Here is a 21,470-nt window from a genome sequence, read left to right on the forward strand (position 1 = left end):
AAGAGGGGAAAACTTTCTAGGGGGGAAAGGGGGGTGATCTTTGAAAGGGGTGTTAGGGAAGGCACAGCCAAGGGAGTGAGTAGATCTTAAATATAGATCTCTATAGGAGTTAAAAAGCAATAGCCGTTTAGACGTCCAAAGAAATAAAAATAAATCCCTTCTTTTGGCAGCGCTGATTATCAAATGAGGAAACCGATGTTAACAATCACACCAAATTTTGCACAGGAACGCGGATTGACGATGTTACGTCAGGCATGGAAGCAAAATAGAACATTCATGATTTATAGCCCAACAGGAAGTGGAAAAACGGCATTAGCTGCGTTTATTACTGATGGGCATGTTCAGCGTGGAATGAGAGTGATGTTTCTTGTTCCTTACACCATTTTAATTGATCAGACGGTTAGTCGTTTTATTGAGTATGGTTTGCCAGCCGAAGAGATTAGCTATGTATGGCGCGATCATCCTAATTACGATCCGACCCGTTTTATTCAGATAGCGTCAGCAGATACCGTTATTCGTAGAGATTTTCCAGACAACATCGATTTACTCATTATCGATGAGGCACATTTACGCCGTAAGAAAATATTAGAAGTGATCAGTGAAAGTGAATTCAAGGTAATTGGTTTGTCCGGTACGCCTTTTGCGCCATTCCTTGGTCATTACTACGAAACACTAATCAAGCCCACCACCATGAAAGAGTTGATCAAGCGTGGTGATTTAAGCTCATACGAGTTCTATGCACCAACTAAACCAGACTTATCAAAAGTAAAATCGTCCAGCAACGCAGAGTTCGGCAGTGATTACAAAGAAGCTGAGATTGCTGAAATCATGAGTGGTGCTGATTTGGTGGGGGACATTGTTGATAACTGGCTTGTGAATGGTCGAAACCTACCGACGATTTGCTTTTGTGTCACGGTCAGTCATGCCAATTTTGTCACTGTCGAATTTAACCGCGCAGGTGTGAATGCAGAGGTGATCACCGCAGATACGCCACATGATGAGCGTCAAATTATTATCCATCGGTTTGAACAAGGTGCGACGAAGGTACTTGTAAGTGTTGGAACATTGATTGCCGGCTTTGATAGCGATGTTCGTTGCATTATTTACGCTCGCCCAACTAAATCAGAAATTCGTTGGTGTCAGGCTATTGGGCGAGGATTACGCACGGCACCAGGAAAAGAAACTTGCCTTATTTTCGATCACTCCGGTTCTGTTCACCGCTTAGGTTATCCCGATGATATTGAATATGACGAACTGCCTACCAAAAATGACGGCATGAGTGAATCTTCATCTATCCGAGAGCAAGAAAAACAAGAGAAGAAACCCAAAGAATGTTCCTCTTGCCACTACATGAAGCCTGCAGGTGTTTATGTTTGCCCTAAATGTGGGTTTAAACCTTTAGTCGGTGAAGATATTGATGTTGATACCAGCCGAAACATAAAAAAACTGAATAAAAAAGAGCGCACTTATACCCGAGAAGATAAGCAAAGCTGGTGGTCTCAATTGAAATACTACCAGAATCAACGTGCGACACAGGGCAAGCCCATCAGTGATGGTTGGGTCTCCAATACCTTCAAAGATAAATTTGGTGTATGGCCACAAGGTTTTCACAACACGCCACAAGAAATCACACCTGAAGTGAGCAACTTTATTAAATATAAACAAATCGCCTTTGCTAAATCTCGCAAGAAGGCGCAAGTCAATATTCAAAAATTACGCACTCAAATTAGCCACCAGCCACAGCAAGGAGGTTTACTGTGAATACAATTGATGCCGTAAAAGGGCTATGGGCAAAAATATTTGCACATTATGGATTACCTCCTATAACGGGGCGTAAGCACTTTAAAGGAAAGTGCCCTATCTGCGGACAAAAAGGAAAATTCCGTATTGATGATAAAGACGGGCGAGGAACCTACATCTGTACGTGTGGTTCGGGTAATGGCTTTCAATTACTGGAAAGAACACAAGGTAAAGACTTTAAAACATTAGCAGATGAAATTGATGTATTGATTGGTAATCAGCGAGAAAAAGAAGCTATTTTGCCAACTAAAATAAATAAGAATAATTTATTCCAACGCATCACTGGCTGTTATTCCAAACTACCCATACTGAAAAACACACCCGCCATGCAGTATTTGCAGAATCGAGGAGTTTTTGAATTACCAGCAGATAATGTCCGTTATTGTGATCATCAACCTGTTCGTAATAGTTTTGACAAATTTCAAGCTATTTGGTCACTAGCTACTGATGCTAAAGGGCAACTTTGTTATTTACATAGAACATATTTACAAGGAGACAAAAAAGCCCCTCTTGATGTTGTGAAGAAAATGACCGCGGTGCAGGAAGATAACTATTTAGAGTATGCAGAATCTGTCGCGATAAGAATGTTTCCTGTCGATACTACACTTGGCATTGCTGAAGGTATAGAGACCGCACTTTCTTGTAAGCAACTCTATGGTGTAAATACTTGGTCGGTCATCAATACTAACTTCATGAAAAAGTTCAAAGCACCAAAAGGTGTTATCCACCTTGTTATCTTTACAGATATGGATTGGAATGCGGCAGGTCATGCAGCTGCTATGGAGTGCGCACATAAAAACCTACTTTCTAATAATGATGTAGAAACGGTCAGTGTGAGATGGCCTGATAATGGTGATTTTAATGACATGCTAACAGAAGCTTGTGAGGTAAGAGAGTTAGTATTTTCAAGACAACATAAGGAAGTGGCGTAATGCGTGATATACAACAGGTATTAGAAAGATGGGGTGCATGGTCGGCAGATAATACAGAGTCGGTTCAATGGTATTCGATTGCTGCGGGATTTAGTGGATTAATACCAAGCAAGGTTAAAGCTCGTCCTCAATGCTGTGAAGACGATGCAATAATTATTTCTAGTTGTATGGCGCAATTGAATAAAAAGAATAGTGATATGCATGATCTATTGCTTGATTATTACTTATTCGGAATGACATTTATGCAACTTGCTAACAAGCACAATTGTTCTGATGGGCATATAGGTAAAAAATTACAAAAGGCAGAAGGAATAATAGAAGGTATGTTAATGATGCTAGATGTTCCATTAGAGATGGATCGATATGTAGAAAAAATCATATAAAAACTTTACGTACGTAAAAATGATGATATTGTGATAAGACTGACATCAAGGTCAACTAGCTTATGAACCTCATTTAAAGTGAGGTTTTGTGTTTTTATTGGTTATTCTCTTTGTCTGCGCTTTTAATTTTTAAAATGAAATAGCTTCATATTAAATATGAAATAGTTTCAATATCCATTTTTTTTATTAATGCTATGTTTGGTAGCAAAATTCTTAATAAGAAAATATAGGATATATTGAATGAGCACTAACATCCCTCCATTTAAAGCTGATGTCGTTGGTAGTTACCTTCGACCTGAATATCTACATAAAGCGCGTAGCGATTATGCTAATGGCACTATTTCTAGCCATGAATTAAAAAAAATAGAAGATAAAGCAATCATTGAGTTAGTAGAAAAGCAGAAAAAAGCCGGATTACATGTTATTACCGATGGTGAGTTTCGTCGTAGCTGGTGGCATTTAGACTTTATGTGGGGATTAAACGGCGTTGAAAAAGCCTTTTTATCTAAAGGATATTCATTCGATGGTATTGAAACTCGTCCAGAGACGGCTCGATTAACAGGGAAAATCTCTGGAAATAACCACCCTTTTATTGAACATTTTTCATTTTTGTTGAAATTTGCTGAAGATAATATTGTTCCTCGTTTAACGATCCCTGCACCAGCTCAATTTTTCAAAGAGCTTTATCGACCAGAGAATTTAGATAGCACTAATGCAATTTATCCTTCAAAAGATGAGTTAATTAACGATATTATTGGTGCTTATCAAGAATTCATAAAAGAGTTATATCTTGTAGGGTGTCGCAATTTGCAATTAGATGATTGTACTTGGGGTATGATGGTTGATTCTCGATATCACAACTCAGGTATTGCTGAGAGCGAAAGTGTAAATAGTTGCTCATGCCATTCAGATCATACTGTAATAAGCAATGATATAAACTCATTAGCGGAAACGCTTGTTTATTTGAATAATGAAGCTATTAAAAACGCACCATCAGATTTAGTGTTAACAACGCATGTTTGCCGAGGTAATTATCGCTCTACATGGGCAGCTAGTGGTGGCTATGGACCGATTGCTGAGATCCTTTTTGGAAGAGAAAATGTATCAGCATATTATTTAGAGTTTGATACAGATAGAGCTGGTGATTTCTCCCCGTTATCTTATGTTTCAGGCAATAAAAAAGTTGTTCTGGGATTAATTTCTTCAAAAACTGGAGAGTTAGAGAGTAAACAAAAAGTAATAGAGCGAATCTATGAAGCTAGTAAGTTCGTACCATTAGATCGACTATGTTTAAGTACTCAATGTGGATTTGCATCAACTGAAGAAGGGAATGCATTAACTGAAGAGCAACAATGGGATAAAATTGCATTAGTAAAAGAGATTGCTCAAGAAGTCTGGAAATATTAATCCCACAGACTGAAAACGTTATTACTCATAAGACTCTATATATCGTGAGATTATTGATAGTTTTTTCAAAACCTCGTTTGGCGAGGTTTTTGTTATTTGTGTAATACTTATCTTTGTGGGTAAGTATTAATGGTGTTATCGGTTGTATCGTTATAATTCTTTTGCTAATTTTAAAAAACATAATAATGAAACTAAACATGGAATGAGCGATGGACTACTATTTAACAAACGCAATAAATGGTATAGGGTTCACATTACATAAAGACGCTTGTAAAAAAGTTCTTTTAACCGAGAGACGATTTTATCTTGGATACTATTTTGGAGAATATAATGCTATCCAAGAAGCAAAAAGAGTCACTTCTGGTATGGTGGTTCTTTGCTCTGAATGCATGAAAAAACCACAATAAAACCACTATGAACTCGAATGGCTCAGTAGTATGTGATCTAATAGTAAGTATAATTTAACTAATTAACATATTATCTCTTTGTGTACACAAAAACAGGAGGTATTTATGTATCGTTATTATGTTCACACATCCACTGACAACCATGGAGATTATGAAGTGCATAAAGAAGGTTGTAGTCATTTACCTACTATATTAAATAGAGAGTATTTAGGATTATTTTCTAATTGCACACAGGCTGTTGCTCAAGCAAAGGCTAAAGGTTATAAAACTGCGGATGGTTGTTATTGGTGCTGTCAGGCATGCCATAGATCATAAATAAAAGTGTGTGAGTTAATTAAAGATCGCCTAGGCGGTCTTTTTTATTATCTAAAATAAGGAACGAAATTATGTACGCACTTAAATTAATTACTGAACGTGAAGGTCGTAAAGTGGAAGAAGTCCACTGCTTAGGAGAAATGTACCGCCTAGAGTTTTACCCAGAATCAGAAAATAAAGATATCGTGGCGCGGGTTGAACACACAAAGAAAGATGCTATCCCTTCATTTGATATTAAGCGTACAGATCATGCTTACATTACGACAGTAACAGGTGATACTGTTCGGGTTATTTCCAGAGGCAGAAAAGCTTGCCAGTAAGGTCATTTCGGTGGCTTTTTTTATTTCTACCATTTTGTTGATATCACCGAAATGGTTTCGTATATGCTCCTTTAGTTTCAATATGGTAGAACGGCTATCTTCGGATGGACGGCTTGGGTTCGAATCCCGAAAGGAGCCTCACTTATGCCGACCACAGAATCAATCACAACACCTCACGTTCACACAAGAGCTGTGCGTGGCATCCTATTAACTAATTCCTCCAAATAGGGGGTGAGTATGAATCATATGAAAGAAACCCCTGAGTTTTGGGATCAAGTATTCCAAGTTATCGCCGCTCATAAGGAGCAAGGAATTAGCGCGTCACTAGCAACTGGCATGGCAATTCTGCGTGGTAAGTACAACGGCGGTGGCTGGAAGAAAACGTTATTTGATGGTGCTATGTGTGCGTTGTTTGCATGGTTTGTAAAAGACCTCTTGACGCTACTTGGCCTTAATCATGAATTGGCATATCTGGCTAGTGTATTCATTGGGTATGTCGGTGTGGATGGATTAAGTAAACTCATTAAGGGTAAGGCAGGACTGAAAAATGACTAAACCAGCACGCGGTGAACGCAATAACAACCCAGGCAACATTGACTATAACCCACGTAATAAATGGAAAGGTTTAGTCGGAATTGAAACGGGAGTTCCTAACCCTCGATTCTGTGTCTTTGAGTCGCCTGAGTATGGCATCAGAGCAATTTATAAACTAACTCAAACATATCAACGTAAATATGGTTTGAACTCAGTATCAGCAATTATTAATAAGTATGCACCGCCAGTTGAGAACAACACGAATGGTTATGTTAGCCGTGCATCAAAAGAGATTGGTGTTGGTATTAATGACAAGATAGATACTCAATCAAAGTCAGTTGCTATCTCTTTAGCAAAAGCAATCGTGGGCGTTGAGTTGGGCTATCAACCGTATTCACAAAAAGTCTTTGAAGATGCTTGGTTGTTACTTTAACTCAATAATTAATCCTATCTCATAGCCTCGCATTTGCGGGGCTTTTTTGTATCCACGTTTTACGCACACCGAAAGTGCAAATCACATCGAGCCAATATTTAGGTAATGAGCCTTTGAGGGGATCAGTTAAAGCTGGTGTCGCTTCGATGGGCTGATTTCCTATTTCGGCAAAGGTTCATTACTAAATAAGGTAGACACTATGACTAATACAATTACTGTTCCATTTTATGATAACGAGCTTTATGTTGTTGAGCATAACAATGAGCCGTATGTTCCCATGAAGCCAATAATTGAAGGTATGGGATTAAATTGGGCATCACAGTTTACTAAGTTAAAAAAACGCTTTAGTAAAGGTATTGTGGAAATCGCAATACCTTCTAAGGGTGGTGAGCAATCAATGATTTGCCTACAACTTAGAAAACTTTCAGCTTGGATGCTGACTATTTACCCTAACAAAGTTAAACCTGAAATTAGAGGTAACGTTATTCGATTTCAGGATGAATGCGATGATGTCCTTTATCAATATTGGACAGAAGGGGTGGTTGTTAACCCTCGCAAGTTAAGCGTGATGGAACAACTCAATGAAGCTTGTGCTGATTTTAAAAGAGATGAAGCGATTGCGAGTAAGTTTGGCAAAGGGTTAAACGCTTGGAAGGATGTTAAGCCTCAACATGAAAATAAAATTCAGAGCCTAAAAGAAAAAGCAGGGGAAATGGTACTTGATTTTATTTTGATGGAAACGGGTAAAGGTAAAATAACGAGGGGTAGTTGTGAATAAGTTAAAGCCCTGGTTTCCCATTTTATTATGGGGAGCTTTGTGTGTTGCTCTATTCTTTTCAACCAAAGAAATGATTGAGCTTGGTAAAGAGAATAAAGAGCTAAAGAAAACAAACGACTCTCTTGTGGTTGAAATGGCCGATTACGAAAAGCGCATTAACTCACTTCATGAACTTGATACAACACATACGATGGAACTCACAAATGCAAAAGCTGAAATTGATAGGTTGCGCGTTAGTGCTGGGCGTAATCCTGACAGGGTGTACATCAAAGCCGAATGTCCAAAGAGCGCTACCACTTCCACCTCCGGCGTGGCTAATGCAACCACCGCCCGACCTACTGACACCGCTATCAGAAATTATTGGTTACTCCGAGAGCGAATTGCAGAATCAGAGCAAGTGATATTGGGATTACAGGATTATATTAGGACGGAGTGTGTGAACTAAAAAAAGCCCTACGTAGGGTACGAGGGCAAACTAACAAGATATCAATTAAAGTATAGCGATGTTTACTTAGTATAGCTTAGGTAAATATATATACCAGATTGATTATTCTTATCTATCTCCTACCTAAATAAACAGCGCAATATAAAAATAACCCTGTGAGTTTGGGCTCCCACAGGGCTTTCACTAGTATGTGTGAAAACAATAGATTACCAATATCCACTAAGCCAATCTGTTAATAATCAACGTAAGTTTTTAAAAAACAATCTTTCTTTGCCTGTTTGTCGTAGAGCAAGTTACATGGCGGTAGATCATTATCGTCGAAGTTCTCAAGCAAGTAGAAAAGGGCGAATGTTTGACGACTGCTTACATATTGCCAAAGTATGGGCGAATAAATTTGCTAAGGATATGATAAAAATATTTATATCTAGCGCGTTGTTATTTAGACATATTCTGTAAAAATAATAAGTTAACACAGGTTATTCAGCTATATTGGGCATGATTATTTTTTTAATTAATTATTTTAATGGATTTTATTTTCGTTTGTTCTTTGAGTCAGATTTTGTAGTGGCGAGGGAAATCAAGAATACAATAGCGATAATTGTGTATAAAAAATACATAATACCTCCTTGTTTGAATGTGTGTCAGAGAGGCTTTATTATTGATGTAAGGTCATTCGGGAAATAAACATCTATAACAAAAAACTAGCATTCTCACATAAGAATATAAGCCTATATATTAACATTAAAAGTAATTATCGAGAGTGATGTGAGTCTAATTTATATCATGAGTGTAAATTATTTATTTATTAATCATTTGGTTACAATGAAATAACATGCTGTAATTATCCATTACAAAGAATTGATTTTTTATTAAATTAATAGATGTAATTATAGTAATTAAATTCAATAAATATCATGTATTGAGAGGCGTTGATAGAGTTTATAGAGATAGCCATCAGTTAATCACTGGTGGCTTTTTTATTGGAGAGCACTATGTCAGATAATCAGATTAACTATGAGGCGATAGGTCGTGATGTATACCTATCCAAAAAGATACACTCTTTGATTCGAAGTAGGCAGTCTGAACTTAAAGGTATTGCAGGTGCTATAAATGAAACTTGCCTCACCTATAGTCGGCTAACTAATGAATATAGATTGTTTAATTATGACAACATCCCTGCAGTAATTGAAACAATTCAATCTATCGATAACCAACTTGAAGAATTACTTCCAGAGCAGAATAAGTGGGCCAAGATAGCAGGTGGTGAACCTATTGTTATTGAGGGATTAAACGATGTCAGATAATACTATTCAATTAAAAGTCTCAGTAGATACCACTGAGTTAGATAGGTTAGAAGAACAACTCACTCGCATTAAACAACTGATGCAAGATGTAGGTATGAAACCTAAATCAATTCCACCTTTCTTCATTCAATCCTCAGGTGAGTTTTTTATTAAAGATGCCCTTATTAATTCGGCTGTGTTCAATGGTGTGCTTGTCAGTAATAAGCTAGAGCAGGACGCTAAGGCTGAGTTGGCAGATTTACGCATGCGAGCCAATAGTCAAGATATTGCTATCACAGAGCTTAAGAAAGCAATGGAAACTCAGCATCAAGCGTGGGCACAAGCTGTGAGTGAACTAAATAACAGAACGTGGTGCAGTCAGAAGTAAAGGTGAAAATACCCTATGTTCAATAAAGGGTATTATTCTCTTCTTTAAAATGGCAGATATCTGCCCTTTAAATTATAGGAGATAACATGCCACCTCGCATACCTCGTGCGTGTCGTAAACAGGGATGCGCTAAGACAACAACAGAACGTAACGGTTACTGTGAAGATCATCAGAACTTAGGGTGGGAAACCCACCAGCAAGGCAAGAGCCGTCATCAACGTGGCTATGGTACCCAATGGGATAAGTTACGAGCACGTATACTCAAGCGTGATAAGTATCTGTGTCAGGAATGCTTAAGAGTAGGGCGAGCCACCGAAGCCAAAACAGTTGACCATATCATTGCTAAGGCACATGGGGGTACCGATGCAGAAGATAACCTACAAAGCCTGTGCTGGCCCTGTCATAGAACTAAGACAGCAAAGGAAGGGAAATAATTCCGTAGCTTAAAGCAACCCTATTATTCATAGGGGAGGGGCGGGTAAAATCCCTACCACTCTCGCCACCTAGGACCGCCCCCCTAAGTCAATTTTTACAGACGTGAAATAAGGATTATTTTTTTCGAAACTTTTTAACATCTTTAGGAGGATAAATGGCAGCCGGTATCCGTGCATCTGGTGGTGGCCGGAATAAAAATTTACCGGCTAAAAATTCTAAGAGTAGCATGACAAGGATTGCCCCACCTGCAGAATTGATGGGAGAGTCAGCAATAAAACTCTGGAAGACACAAAGTAAAATTTTGATTGAACGTGGAACATTTGAACTTGAAGATGCTCCTCTTTTAGTTGCGTATTGCAATGCTTTCGAACTCATGCTTACAGCAGAAAAAGTTATTTTAAAACAAGCTAAATTAGATTTGGAAAGTGGTGGTATTACTGAAATGAGTGGCTCTGGTGGATTAAAAAAACACCCTGCTGTCGCCGTTCGTAATGACAGTGTTTCACAAATCGCTCGTTTAGGTTCATTGCTTGGGTTGGATCCACTTAGCCGAATGAGAATGACAGGGCCTAGTGAACAGAATAATGATGAGAACGAATTTGATGAGTTTTAATTATGGCTACTTATCCGAGCGTCAATGCTGCAAACCAATACGCTAGAGATATTGTTAGCGGAAAAATTTCATCATGTATTTATGTTAAACAATCCTGCCAACGTCACTTAGATGATCTCCAAAAAGCGAAAGAAAAAGATTGGCCATATCGTTTTGATAAAGATAAGGCAGAGCGCTTTTGTCGATTTGCTCAACTTATGCCCCACACTAAGGGAGAGTGGGCAAAGCGTAAATTACGGATCACACTAGAACCGTGGCAACTTTTTATTTTCTGCGTAGTTTTTGGGTGGGTAAAAAAGAAATGTGGCAACCGTCGCTTCACTGAAATGTATGTTGAGGTACCGCGTAAAAATGGTAAATCATTGATTGCTGCAGCCGTTGGAAATTACATGTTTTGTGCTGATGGTGAATATGGTGCAGAAGTGTACTGTGGTGCCACAACAGAAAAGCAAGCGTGGAAGGTATTTGAGCCAGCTTTAGCCATGGTTAAGAAATTACCCTCACTGAGGAAACGATTTCAAATCAAACCATGGGCAGAGAAAATGACTCGTCCTGATGGTTCTTTATTTGCTCCTTTGATTGGGGATCCTGGTGATGGTGATAACCCAACCTGTGCGATTATTGATGAGTATCATGAGCATTCAACAGATGCGTTATATACAACAATGACAACAGGTATGGGGGCGCGAGAGCAACCATTAACGCTAATTATCACAACGGCAGGATTTGATATTCAAAGTCCTTGTTACGATAAGCGAGTTCAGGTTACTGAAATTCTTGAAGGTATTCGTACTGGTGGGGCAAATGAGCAGATTTTCGGCATTATTTATACCATAGATAAAGATGATGATTGGAAATTACCAGAAGCCATTATTAAGTCTAACCCAAATTGTGATGTGTCAGTAAAGTACGATTATCTTTTAGCAAAACAAGAGCTTGGTATTACAACACCAAGACAAACAAACCAGATAAAGACTAAACATTTCAATATTTGGGTTTCTGCAAAATCAGCGTTCTACAATATGGATCATTGGCGTAAAGCTGAAGATAAAAGCCTAAAGCTAGAAGATTTCTATGGTGAAGATGTCTATTTAGGTATTGACCTAGCAACAAAGCTGGATTTGAACTGTGTAGCTCCTATTTTTATGCGAGAAATTGGCGGTAAAAAACATTATTTTTCTATATCTCCATTATTTTTTGCGCCAGAAGATACGATTTATTCAACCGATAGTGACAAGTTGAGGACTGCGGAACGGTATCAAAGTTTTGTCAATCAGAAAGCATTAATTCCAAGTGATGGTGCAGAGGTTGACTACCGTTTGATTGAAGAATCTATCTTAAAATTGAGAGAACATTTCAGTATTGTTTCCAGCCCAATTGACCCATTTGGTGCGGTGGCATTATCTCATCGACTACAAGATGAAGGATTAGAGCCTATTTCTATTACTCAAAATTATACAAATATGAGTGATCCCATGAAGGAAATAGAAGCTGCTTTAGCTTCAGGGCGATTGCATCATGATGGAAACCCTATTATGACGTGGTGTTTTCAAAATGTGGTCGGTAAGTATTTGCCGGGTAGTGATGATGTTGTTAGACCAACAAAAGATGGTAATGAAAACAAAATTGATGGCGCAGTCTCAGCTATGATGGCTGTTGGTCGAGCAATGTTGAATAACTCAGAAAAAACACTTTCCAATGTCCTCGCTTCTCGAGGCTTACGCTCTCTCTAAGGAAATTTAATGAAATTTTTAACAATAACAGCCTTATTGGTTGGGATTGCGGGTGCCTTTTTGTTGTCATGGGGCGCTTGGTTAATCTACCCACCGATGGGCTATATTTGCGCGGGTTTACTGTGCCTTTTATGGTCATACCTTGTTTCAAGAGCGCTTGGACAACCTAGAAATAACAAGGAGGAATAATGTTTTTCCCTGGGTTATTTCAGAAATCTCAGAAAGAGATGACCTCATCAGAACTGAGTGAGTTAATTGGATTGTCTTATGACACTTATTCTGGTCGAAGAGTGAGTACACAACTCGCTATGCAACTGACTTCTGTATTTAGTTGTATTCGTGTTCTTGCGGAATCGGTAGGGATGTTGCCATGTTCCTTATATGAACAATTAGAAAGAGGAAATAAACGCGCCACCAAAGAACGGTTACACAAATTACTGGCGGTTAAGCCCAATAATTACATGACACCTCAAGAGCTTTGGGAGCTATTAATTGCCTGTTTGTGTTTAAGGGGGAATTTTTATGCTTATAAGGTGTACGCCTTAGGCGAAGTGGTTGAATTACTACCTCTCGATCCTAGTTGTGTCACGCCAAAATTAAATAGCCAATGGGAGCCAGAGTATCAGGTGACATTTCCAAATGGTAAAAGTGAAACACTGACACAGCAAGAAATCTGGCATGTGCGGATTTTTACTCTTGATGGTCTAGTGGGATTAAGTCCGATCGCCTATGCACGTCAAGCCATTGGTTTAGGATTAGCCACTGAAGAGCATGGTTCGCGTTTATTTGGAAACGGTGCGGTGACAAGTGGTGTATTACAAACTGATCAATATCTAAAAGATGATGCTTACGAAAGACTGAAATCTGACTTCGGTGAACGGCACCAAGGGTTAGCCAATGCACACAAACCGATGATTTTAGAAATGGGATTGAAGTGGCAACAAATCAGTTTATCGGCTGAAGATGCGCAATTTCTTGAAACACGAAAGTTTCAGTTAGAGGAAATTTGCCGTATTTTTCGCGTTCCTCTTCATATGGTGCAAAACACCGATCGCGCCACATTCAATAATATTGAAAACTTGGGTATTGGTTTTATTAACTACTCACTTGTTCCTTACCTTATTCGTATAGAGCAACGCATTAATGCAGGGCTGGTAAAAGCCAGTAAACAAGGCGCTTTTTATGCCAAATTTAATACTGGCGCTTTATTACGTGGTGATATGAAATCGCGATTTGAAGCCTACTCAACAGGCATTAACTGGGGGATTTATTCGCCTAATGAATGTCGTGAACTCGAAGAGTTAAATCCTCGTGAGGGTGGTGATATTTATCTCACACCGATGAATATGACCACTAAACCAGAAACCCAAAAGCAAGAGGAGAAAGCGCATGCCGATGATGACCAAACAACGGCTTGATGTGCCATTGAAAATTAAGTCTGTTAGTGACTCTGGCGAGTTTGAAGGCTACGGCTCCGTTTTCGGGGTGAAAGACAGTTATGCCGATATTGTGATGCCGGGGGCTTTTCTTAATTCCCTGAGTCAGTGGAAAGAAAAAGGTGCGTTACCTGCTTTACTTTGGCAACACCAAATGGCTGAGCCTATTGGTATTTATACCGAAATGAGAGAAGACAGCACCGGACTCTATGTAAAAGGTCGCCTGTTAATTGATGACGATCCTTTATCTAAACGCGCACATGCTCATATGAAGGCCGGATCACTCTCTGGCCTTTCTATTGGTTACATTCTTAAAGATTATGAATATGACCGCAGTAAAGATGCCTTTCTACTGAAAGAAATCGACCTATGGGAAGTCAGCTTAGTGACATTTCCTTCCAATGATGAAGCGCGAGTCAGTGATGTGAAGTCGGCATTTGCTCGTGGTGAATTACCCACACAAAAAAGTATTGAGCGAGTCCTGCGCGATGTTGGGCTTTCGCGAACACAAGCCAAGGCTTTTATGGCCAAAGGCTACGATGCACTTTCTCTGCGTGATGTTGAGCAAGAAGCATTAGAAACATTGAAATCTATTTTTAAATAATAAAGGAAAAATTATGGCTATTGATCATAAAGACGTCAGTGAAGTTGCGCAGGAATTAAAAGGTCAGTTTGACGAATTTAAAAAGTCGAATGATAAACGAATTGATGCGATTGAAGCTGAAAAAAGTAAGTTATCAGCAACCGTTGATACCTTAAATGGCAAATTATCAGAGCTGGATGAATTAAAAAGCAATTTAGAAGCTGAACTCGCTTCGGTAAAACGTCCAGATGGTAACGTGACGAATAAAGACGTCTCTGAACACAAAGCTGCGTTTGAATTGTTTGTGCGTAAAGGCACCGATGATGGGCTTGCGGAATTAGAGCGTAAAGCAATGCAGGTCGGTTCAGATCCTGACGGCGGTTATGCAGTACCCGAAGAACTGGATCGTAATATCATTACGGCATTACGTGATGAAGTGGTTATGCGCCAAGAGTGTAATGTGATTACGGTTGGCACAGAGAAGTTTAAACGCCTGATTAATCAAGGTGGCACAAATAGTGGATGGGTGGGTGAAGTGGACAAACGTCCTGAAACTAACACATCAAAACTCGCTTCTATTGAACCGTTCTGGGGGGAAATCTACGGTAACCCTGCCGCCACTCAAACCATGCTTGATGATGCCTTTTTTAATGTTGAGCAATTCATCACTAGTGAGTTAGCTACAGAATTTGCGGAGCAGGAAGAAGCGGTATTTACCCACGGTGACGGCATTAAAAAGCCTAAAGGCCTATTGGCATACGGCAGTGACGATAAAGGCGACAAAGAGCGTGAATGGGGTAAGTTACAGCATTTGTTATTGAAAAATCCGACGGAAATCACCGCGGATGAAGTCATGAAATTGATTTACACCATGAGAAAGGTTTATCGTACAGGTGCTAAATTTATGATGAATAACAATACATTATTCCAAGTTCGCACACTGAAAGATGCTCAAGGTAATTATTTGTGGCAACCCGGTCTGCAATTAGGGCAACCTTCAGCATTATTAGGGTATGGCATTGCAGAAAATGAGCAATTTGCTGATGTCTCTGCTGATGCTGTGCCGATTGCTTTTGGTAACTTCAATCGCTGTTACACCATTCTTGATCGTATTGGTGTTCGTATGTTACGTGACCCGTACACCAACAAACCGTTTGTACATTTCTATACGACGAAACGCGTTGGCTCTATGTTGGTTGACAGTAATGCGGTGAAGTTACTGAAAGCTGGAGCCACTAAATAATCTGAGTTTATGTATCTCAGTTTCATATATACCGCTTAATTGCGGTTTTTTTGTGCCTGCGATCGGGATAGATCGCAGGATTTATTGGAGGTTTCATGGCATTCCCAACTATCGATGAATTGAAACGCCAATGCTATATCGATGCTGATCAGGATGATGATTTACTTCAACAAAATCTATCATCAGCGATAGCCGAAGTGGAAAGATTAACAAACCGAAAATTGTATGATGATGAAATACCTGAAAATGATCATTATGGCTTACTTCTTTCCGAAGATATAAAAATAAGGCTCATGCAAATGGTTGGTTTTTGGTATGAGAATCGTGAAGGTCAATCACTCCCCGAGTCGCTATGTAATGCATTGCGTGAATATCGTATCAGACCCATGCGAGGGCAATCATGAAAGCAGGAAGATTGCGTCAAACTGTCATATTTCAACAGAACGTACCCATTAAGTTACCTTCAGGGCAACTTAAAAAAGAGTGGATTGATATCGCTTCCGTGCGGTGCGAAGTAAAACATCTTTCTGGTCGTGAACTGATATCCGCTAATGCTGAAATGTCAGAGGTTACTGTTAGAGTGTGGATGCGTTACCGACCCGATATTAACAGTACCTGCAGAATGGTTTGGCGTGAGCAAATTTATGACATTCAGTCAGTCATCCCTGATGAGAAATTGACTCGATTAGAATTGCTATGCAAACAAGGAGTAAAACAATCATGAATTTGGATTTCTCCGATCTACTCGACTTATCAAGAGAGTTAGATGTTTTAAGCCGAGCTGAAAGTCATCAAGCGATGCGAAAAGCAACCAATGCGGCCGCAACGTTATTACGTGATGAAATCAGAACGTCCGCACCACGAAAGACGGGAAAATTAGCACGAAATATAGTGACCCGTAATCACAGAATGCGCAATAAAGGTGAGGTTTCTTCGGGCGTTTATGTTCGAGGGAGTAACGCATCAGGCACAAACAGCGATACCTCTATGAAAAGTGATCATCCTAACAATGCCTTTTATTGGCGCTTTCTTGAAGAGGGTACTTCTAAAATGGCGCCAAGGCCTTTTATACGTCCCACTTTTGATCGTGAATCGGATAAGGCAGCCAATTTAGCCATTAGCGAATTAAATAGAGCGATTGATGAGGCGCTAGGAAAATGACAGAGGCGGATATCTACGCAATTTTATCACCCGTATTACCTGATAAAGTTTTTCCGTATGTTGCTCCACAATCAAGCCCTGCAATAACAGCGCCTTGGTGTGCCTTCTCTTTGTACGATGTCAAAGGCGATGTACTGAAGGGGCAAGCCGAAACGATGACAAATATTCAGGTTGATGTTTATGCCGATACGATTGATGAGGCGAGAACGCTTCGCTTGTTATTTGCTAACGCCTTAACAAAATTAAGCCCTGTTGAAATTTCAGAAAAACAAGGCTACGAGCCTGATACAGGATTGTTTAGAGCAACATTTGAATGCCAAGTTTGGCAATAGCATCGCCTTATTATTCACACTAAAGCCACCTTCGGGTGGTTTTTTTATGCCAATAGGAAATGAGCATGTCTAGTAAATATGAAAAAACACAAGGCACTAAAATCAGTGTCTCGAAATTACCTGCAACGGAAGTTAACTCTGCTGATGCGGTATTTTTAGGGATTTCTTGTTCAACAAAAGAGATCAGTTATACCGGTGGGCAGAAATCAGATATTGATGTCACCACGCTCTGCTCTGAGGAGCAAGAAGTTACCAATGGATTATCTGCACCTGCAGAGCTCACCATTAATGGTAATTTCACCGATGATGAAGGCCAAGAAACATTACGTACCGCGTATGAAAATGATGAAGTTCATGCTTTTAAAGTGGAGTTCCCTTCAGGGATTGGCTATGCCTTTTTAGCTGAAGTGCGTCAAAACAGTTGGAGTGTTTCTACTTCGGGTGTGGTTTCTGCTTCATTTACCCTACGTTTAAAAGGTAAATCTAAGCCGATTAAAAACGGGACTGTTAATTTAAATGAAGGTAGCGAATAACCATGAAAAAACCGTCATTAAAATCACTGGCTTTAAGTGAAAAGAATGCCTTTCGCACAAAGAAAGTGAATGTTGCTGAATGGGAAAATGCGGTTGTCATGCTTCGTGAACCGTCATCACCTGCATGGATGAAGTGGCGTGAAATTATTCATCATGATAATGCTGAAGATGAACATTCGTTATCTGACATTGAAATTGCACAACGTAATTTACGTGCCGATGTTGTGATGTTTATTGATGTGTTGCGTGATGAAAACGGGGATGTCGTTTTTGATGAATCAGACATCAACGATGTGATGGCTATTTATGGCCCTGTGCATTCTCGTTTATTAAAACAAGCGCTCGATTTAACTATTTCGGTTGATGATGCAGAAAAAAAGTAGCCCAGCCTGATACTTTCTTTTTAATGACATTGGCGCTCCGCATGGGGCGCACTCTTGACGAACTCACTCGCCAAATGAGCTTGAGTGAACTTCGGATGTGGATGGCTTTTGATCGCATTAATCCCATCGGTGATATTCGCAGTGATATTCAAACAGCACATATCGTTTCTTCTATTTATCACTCTCAAGGCGGTAAATGTACGCTTTCTGATGTGCTTTTACGCTGGGATCCCAATGCAACCCAAGAAAGTGATGATAGTTCTAATGGGTTAGAGAATTTCTTTCAGTCTATTTCAGAAAATTAATTATTTTTGCGAGGATAAAATGGCAAAACTGCGTGAACTGATTATTAAAATTTCTGCTAATTCTTCCTCGTTTCAATCTGAAATAGCGCGGGCTTCGCGTATGGGAGAAAACTATTATCGGATCATTGAGCAAGGTGGGCGACGCGCCAGTGGTGCATCTCGTGAAATGCAACGCGCTATCCATGATCTAAATGGTGAGTTGTCATCCATTAAAAATACTGTATCAGGCGTTGCGGGTGCATTTGCAGGGGCTTTTGCAACACAGCAACTTATCAATTATGCAGACGTATGGAGTCAACTCAGCGGTCGATTAAAATTAGCGTCTACGTCGATGGAAGATTTTAAGCAAGCACAGCAAGAGTTAATGACGCTGAGCCAAAGAACGGGCACATCGATTGCAGCGAATACGAATCTATACAGCCGTGTTGCACAATCCATGCGTGATGCGGGTTATGCTTCAAGCGATGTTGCGAAAGTCACCGAAACCATTGCAACTTCATTAAAGCTCTCTGGTGCCAGTGCTGAAGAAACCAGTTCTGTTATTACACAGCTAAGTCAAGCATTAGGCTCGGGTGTTCTTCGCGGTGAAGAATTTAATGCCGTTATGGAAAATGGTGGGCGATTAGCAAAAATGCTGGCTGATGGTATGGGAACGACGATTGGTGGCCTGCGTGAAATGTCGCAAAGTGGACTACTCACGATGGATAAAATTATTCCTATCCTGACAAATACGCAACAGTTACGAGCCGAGTTTGAGCAATTACCAGCTACGGTAAGTGGGTCTGCGCAGAAGATTGAAAATGCGTTCATGGCATGGATCGGCAATGTTAATGAAACATCAGGTGCTACTCGCACACTATCAACCGCAATGGAGGGGATCGCTAACAATATTGATGGTATAGCCTCTGTTTCTGGTGTGTTAATTGGTTTGGGGTTGGCTCGTTATTTTGGTGGGTTAACAACGAGTGTGGCGAATGCAACCATTGGGGTTGCGCGTGCAACAAAAAGTGAAATAGCACATGCTCAAGCTCAATTGCAAGGTATCAAAATATCAACGGCTAGAGCAAGGGCGGCAGTCTATCGTGCTCAACAGGCAAGGTTAGCGGCACAAAGTGCCGAGCAACAAGCATTAGCTGAACGTCGATTAGCTTCCGCGCAGGCAACATTAAATCGAAATATATCAGCAAGGCGCACTGCTCAAGAGAATCTTAATCGAATCACATCGACAGGATCTCGATTAATGAGTGGTGCCATGGGGCTAATAGGTGGGATACCCGGACTCGTTATGGCAGGTGCTTCTGCTTGGTACATTATGTATCAGAATCAAGAGGAAGCGAGGCGTTCTGCTCGTGAATATGCCGAAACTATTAATCAGGTACAAGAGAATTTAAGAAAGATGTCTCTTCCTGATGTATCTGACAATTACGATAAAACGAACGATTCACTCACTGAACAAAATAGGCTGGTTACAGAGCAAAAAGGTAAAGTTGATGATCTAGAGAAACAAATTAGAGGTTACCAGCAGATGCTTGCATCACCTGGGCCTAAGATGGGTGATTTCATGATAAATCATCTAACTAGTGAAGCTGATGTTGTTAATCAATTAGCTGAAGCTGAAAAAGATCTTGCAGCAGAAAAAGAACGCCTCATTCAAATGCAAGAGAAATCGACGGGAATTCAGTCTGCATTAAAAAACATTGAAGAACAACGAGTATTCTTAATTCGACAACAGGCTTCAGAGCAAAACAAAGCTCATCAAGCCTTGTTGTTTATGAATGCTGAGCAAACGAAGTTCAATCAGATCATGAATATTGGTAACAACATGCTCGCTACTCGGCAGGCATTAGTCAATATTCCTATGCGTATTCCTAATGCACCACTAGATGATAAACAGCAGACGCTAATAAATAACTCTGAGCGAGATAAAATTCTCTCTTCATTAACGGGTGAAGCTAGAGTTATTAAACAGGCCGAATTTTCTGCCGATGATGTGGGGTTAACCAACACGCCAGAGCATGCCGAAAATCGCCAGAAATATATTAATAACCTAGTGACAGCTTTTCAAAATAGAGAAAAGCTAAATGAATCTCTTAAAACAGGAAAGGCAACACAAAGCGCCTATGAAAAAGCGCAAAAAGAAGCTGAAAGAACCGCAGAACAATATGAGCGGAAGATAGCTGATTTAAGTGTGGCAACAGAGGTTCAGAAGGTTAGGGCTTCACAAGGCGAAAAAGCCGCCTCTCTTTATGCGGCATCACATGAAAATGGGGCTAAATGGACTGATAAGCAAAGAGAAGCGATTGAACGCTCATCTGTCGCTCTCGCAGAATGGACACAAAAAGCAGATGATGCCGTGAAAAAGCATCGTGATATGGAAGATGCTCGCAAAAAACTGCAAGAAGCCACAGTCAAATTTAACGATGAAGCTACGTTAGCGGCTCAAACCAATAACATGAGTTCGCGAGAAAAAAGCTACTTTGAAGAAAGCCAGCAAATAGACCGTATCTACAATGAATCTGCAAAGAAAACAGAAGATATTGAAGCCAGATCTAAAGCATTAGATGCATTAGATCTTAAGTATCGAAATATAGCGCTCGCTGAATCTGACTGGACTGCAGGTATAACACGTGGAATGAAAGATTGGGTTCAAGAAAGCGGTAACTACGCTACTCAAACAGCTTCTGTTGTTCAAAATGCAATGGGAGGAATGGTTGATACTATTAGCGATAAATTAAATGGTAATAAAGCCAGCTGGAAAGATTGGTCTGTTAGCGTGTTGAAATCTATTCAGAATGTACTCATTAATGCGGCAATAGTGAATAGCCTGAATACAATGGCAGGTGCTGGTGGTTGGATGGGCGCTGTTGGTGGGTTTTTAGGTGGTGTTGCCCACGCTAAAGGTGGGGTACATAGTTCAGAAAGCCTTGGTTCTTATAGTAATCAAATCGTTAGCTCACCTACTTATTTTGCCTTCGCTAAGGGGGGCGCGCCTAATCTCGGACTCATGGGCGAAGCAGGGAGTGAGGCTATAATGCCATTAACTCGAACTGCAGATGGCAACTTAGGGGTTAGAGTTGTTGGTGGTAATAATCAGGGCACTACTTCAGCACCACAGGTTTACATTACCATTGACGGTAATGGTAATTCAGAAACTCAATCGACGAATGGGTTCGAGCAGTTTGGTGCGGAGATTGGCCGATTTGTTGATAGCCGTTACCGAGAGTTAATGTCCAAAGATATTAGGCCGGGTGGTTTAATTTGGAATGCAACTCGAGGAGGCCGTTAAAA

At 40.0% G+C, this 21,470-nt stretch carries 28 protein-coding genes and 1 tRNA gene; all 29 read left to right on the forward strand.

Annotated features, from left to right (window positions below):
• Positions 1–195 precede the first annotated feature (195 nt).
• The 29 genes from JEP40_RS06245 (at position 196) to JEP40_RS06385 (ending at position 21,468) form a co-directional block, all read left to right on the forward strand.
• A complete protein-coding gene (locus JEP40_RS06245) occupies positions 196–1,761 on the forward strand; it encodes a DEAD/DEAH box helicase family protein (RefSeq protein ID WP_198622885.1) in 1,566 nt (521 codons plus the stop codon).
• Positions 1,758–2,732, forward strand: a complete 975-nt coding sequence (locus JEP40_RS06250) for a DUF7146 domain-containing protein (protein ID WP_198622886.1) — start codon at positions 1,758–1,760, stop codon at positions 2,730–2,732. Before JEP40_RS06245 ends, JEP40_RS06250 begins: the two co-directional genes overlap by 4 nt.
• Positions 2,732–3,115, forward strand: a complete 384-nt coding sequence (locus JEP40_RS06255) for an antiterminator Q family protein (RefSeq protein ID WP_036934643.1) — start codon at positions 2,732–2,734, stop codon at positions 3,113–3,115. The genes JEP40_RS06250 and JEP40_RS06255 overlap by 1 nt, the downstream gene beginning before the upstream one ends.
• A 240-nt stretch (positions 3,116–3,355) precedes the next feature.
• Positions 3,356–4,522 carry a 5-methyltetrahydropteroyltriglutamate--homocysteine S-methyltransferase gene (locus JEP40_RS06260; RefSeq protein ID WP_036934641.1) on the forward strand — a complete coding sequence of 389 codons (1,167 nt, stop codon included), beginning with the start codon at positions 3,356–3,358 and terminating at the stop codon, positions 4,520–4,522.
• A 209-nt stretch (positions 4,523–4,731) separates the two neighbouring features.
• Positions 4,732–4,929, forward strand: a complete 198-nt coding sequence (locus tag JEP40_RS06265; protein ID WP_064720843.1) for a hypothetical protein — start codon at positions 4,732–4,734, stop codon at positions 4,927–4,929.
• A gap of 105 nt (positions 4,930–5,034) precedes the next feature.
• The gene (locus JEP40_RS06270; protein WP_115350920.1) at positions 5,035–5,244 is read left to right on the forward strand and encodes a hypothetical protein; all 210 of its coding nucleotides are present in this window, start codon (positions 5,035–5,037) and stop codon (positions 5,242–5,244) included.
• A 71-nt stretch (positions 5,245–5,315) separates the two neighbouring features.
• Positions 5,316–5,564: a hypothetical protein gene (locus JEP40_RS06275; protein ID WP_115350921.1), complete on the forward strand. Its 249-nt coding sequence runs from the start codon at positions 5,316–5,318 to the stop codon at positions 5,562–5,564.
• A gap of 65 nt (positions 5,565–5,629) precedes the next feature.
• Positions 5,630–5,702 (forward strand) — tRNA-Pro (locus JEP40_RS06280).
• A gap of 99 nt (positions 5,703–5,801) precedes the next feature.
• A complete protein-coding gene (locus tag JEP40_RS06285) occupies positions 5,802–6,119 on the forward strand; it encodes a phage holin, lambda family (protein WP_036934638.1) in 318 nt (105 codons plus the stop codon).
• On the forward strand, positions 6,112–6,531 hold the full coding sequence (locus JEP40_RS06290; protein WP_036934635.1) for a structural protein: 420 nt from the start codon (positions 6,112–6,114) through the stop codon (positions 6,529–6,531). Before JEP40_RS06285 ends, JEP40_RS06290 begins: the two co-directional genes overlap by 8 nt.
• A 199-nt stretch (positions 6,532–6,730) precedes the next feature.
• Positions 6,731–7,309: a phage antirepressor N-terminal domain-containing protein gene (locus tag JEP40_RS06295; RefSeq protein WP_075673907.1), complete on the forward strand. Its 579-nt coding sequence runs from the start codon at positions 6,731–6,733 to the stop codon at positions 7,307–7,309.
• On the forward strand, positions 7,302–7,754 hold the full coding sequence (locus tag JEP40_RS06300) for a lysis protein (RefSeq protein WP_250253015.1): 453 nt from the start codon (positions 7,302–7,304) through the stop codon (positions 7,752–7,754). The genes JEP40_RS06295 and JEP40_RS06300 overlap by 8 nt, the downstream gene beginning before the upstream one ends.
• Before the next feature lie 992 nt (positions 7,755–8,746).
• On the forward strand, positions 8,747–9,058 hold the full coding sequence (locus JEP40_RS06305) for a hypothetical protein (protein WP_196576300.1): 312 nt from the start codon (positions 8,747–8,749) through the stop codon (positions 9,056–9,058).
• Positions 9,048–9,425, forward strand: coding sequence for a hypothetical protein (locus tag JEP40_RS06310; protein WP_161770095.1), 378 nt, complete (start codon positions 9,048–9,050; stop codon positions 9,423–9,425). Before JEP40_RS06305 ends, JEP40_RS06310 begins: the two co-directional genes overlap by 11 nt.
• 86 nt (positions 9,426–9,511) lie before the next feature.
• Positions 9,512–9,859, forward strand: coding sequence for an HNH endonuclease (locus JEP40_RS06315; RefSeq protein ID WP_198622887.1), 348 nt, complete (start codon positions 9,512–9,514; stop codon positions 9,857–9,859).
• Between the two features lie 155 nt (positions 9,860–10,014).
• Positions 10,015–10,473 (forward strand): phage terminase small subunit P27 family, encoded by a 459-nt coding sequence (locus JEP40_RS06320; protein WP_017827278.1) that lies wholly within the window; start codon positions 10,015–10,017, stop codon positions 10,471–10,473.
• Between the two features lie 2 nt (positions 10,474–10,475).
• Complete coding sequence (locus JEP40_RS06325) at positions 10,476–12,206, forward strand: terminase large subunit (RefSeq protein WP_115350924.1); 1,731 nt, start codon at positions 10,476–10,478, stop codon at positions 12,204–12,206.
• A 9-nt stretch (positions 12,207–12,215) separates the two neighbouring features.
• Complete coding sequence (locus JEP40_RS06330; protein ID WP_036901038.1) at positions 12,216–12,395, forward strand: hypothetical protein; 180 nt, start codon at positions 12,216–12,218, stop codon at positions 12,393–12,395.
• A complete protein-coding gene (locus JEP40_RS06335) occupies positions 12,395–13,624 on the forward strand; it encodes a phage portal protein (RefSeq protein ID WP_115350925.1) in 1,230 nt (409 codons plus the stop codon). Before JEP40_RS06330 ends, JEP40_RS06335 begins: the two co-directional genes overlap by 1 nt.
• Positions 13,602–14,246: an HK97 family phage prohead protease gene (locus JEP40_RS06340; protein ID WP_181879874.1), complete on the forward strand. Its 645-nt coding sequence runs from the start codon at positions 13,602–13,604 to the stop codon at positions 14,244–14,246. The genes JEP40_RS06335 and JEP40_RS06340 overlap by 23 nt, the downstream gene beginning before the upstream one ends.
• A gap of 13 nt (positions 14,247–14,259) precedes the next feature.
• Positions 14,260–15,468, forward strand: coding sequence for a phage major capsid protein (locus tag JEP40_RS06345; protein WP_198622888.1), 1,209 nt, complete (start codon positions 14,260–14,262; stop codon positions 15,466–15,468).
• A 95-nt stretch (positions 15,469–15,563) separates the two neighbouring features.
• On the forward strand, positions 15,564–15,872 hold the full coding sequence (locus JEP40_RS06350) for a head-tail connector protein (protein ID WP_115350927.1): 309 nt from the start codon (positions 15,564–15,566) through the stop codon (positions 15,870–15,872).
• Positions 15,869–16,192 carry a phage head closure protein gene (locus tag JEP40_RS06355; protein WP_109400960.1) on the forward strand — a complete coding sequence of 108 codons (324 nt, stop codon included), beginning with the start codon at positions 15,869–15,871 and terminating at the stop codon, positions 16,190–16,192. The genes JEP40_RS06350 and JEP40_RS06355 overlap by 4 nt, the downstream gene beginning before the upstream one ends.
• On the forward strand, positions 16,189–16,629 hold the full coding sequence (locus JEP40_RS06360; RefSeq protein WP_023582509.1) for an HK97-gp10 family putative phage morphogenesis protein: 441 nt from the start codon (positions 16,189–16,191) through the stop codon (positions 16,627–16,629). The genes JEP40_RS06355 and JEP40_RS06360 overlap by 4 nt, the downstream gene beginning before the upstream one ends.
• A complete protein-coding gene (locus JEP40_RS06365; protein WP_161751972.1) occupies positions 16,626–16,961 on the forward strand; it encodes a hypothetical protein in 336 nt (111 codons plus the stop codon). The genes JEP40_RS06360 and JEP40_RS06365 overlap by 4 nt, the downstream gene beginning before the upstream one ends.
• A 65-nt stretch (positions 16,962–17,026) precedes the next feature.
• A complete protein-coding gene (locus tag JEP40_RS06370; RefSeq protein ID WP_196564014.1) occupies positions 17,027–17,494 on the forward strand; it encodes a phage tail tube protein in 468 nt (155 codons plus the stop codon).
• A 2-nt stretch (positions 17,495–17,496) separates the two neighbouring features.
• Positions 17,497–17,877, forward strand: coding sequence for a phage tail assembly chaperone (locus JEP40_RS06375; RefSeq protein WP_088495895.1), 381 nt, complete (start codon positions 17,497–17,499; stop codon positions 17,875–17,877).
• A 41-nt stretch (positions 17,878–17,918) separates the two neighbouring features.
• Positions 17,919–18,182, forward strand: coding sequence for a phage tail assembly protein T (locus JEP40_RS06380; protein ID WP_232799173.1), 264 nt, complete (start codon positions 17,919–17,921; stop codon positions 18,180–18,182).
• Between the two features lie 19 nt (positions 18,183–18,201).
• Positions 18,202–21,468: a phage tail tape measure protein gene (locus tag JEP40_RS06385; protein WP_109402834.1), complete on the forward strand. Its 3,267-nt coding sequence runs from the start codon at positions 18,202–18,204 to the stop codon at positions 21,466–21,468.
• Positions 21,469–21,470 lie beyond the last annotated feature (2 nt).

This window comes from Proteus vulgaris, from assembly GCF_016239305.1.
Classification (GTDB): Bacteria; Pseudomonadota; Gammaproteobacteria; order Enterobacterales; family Enterobacteriaceae; genus Proteus; species Proteus vulgaris_C.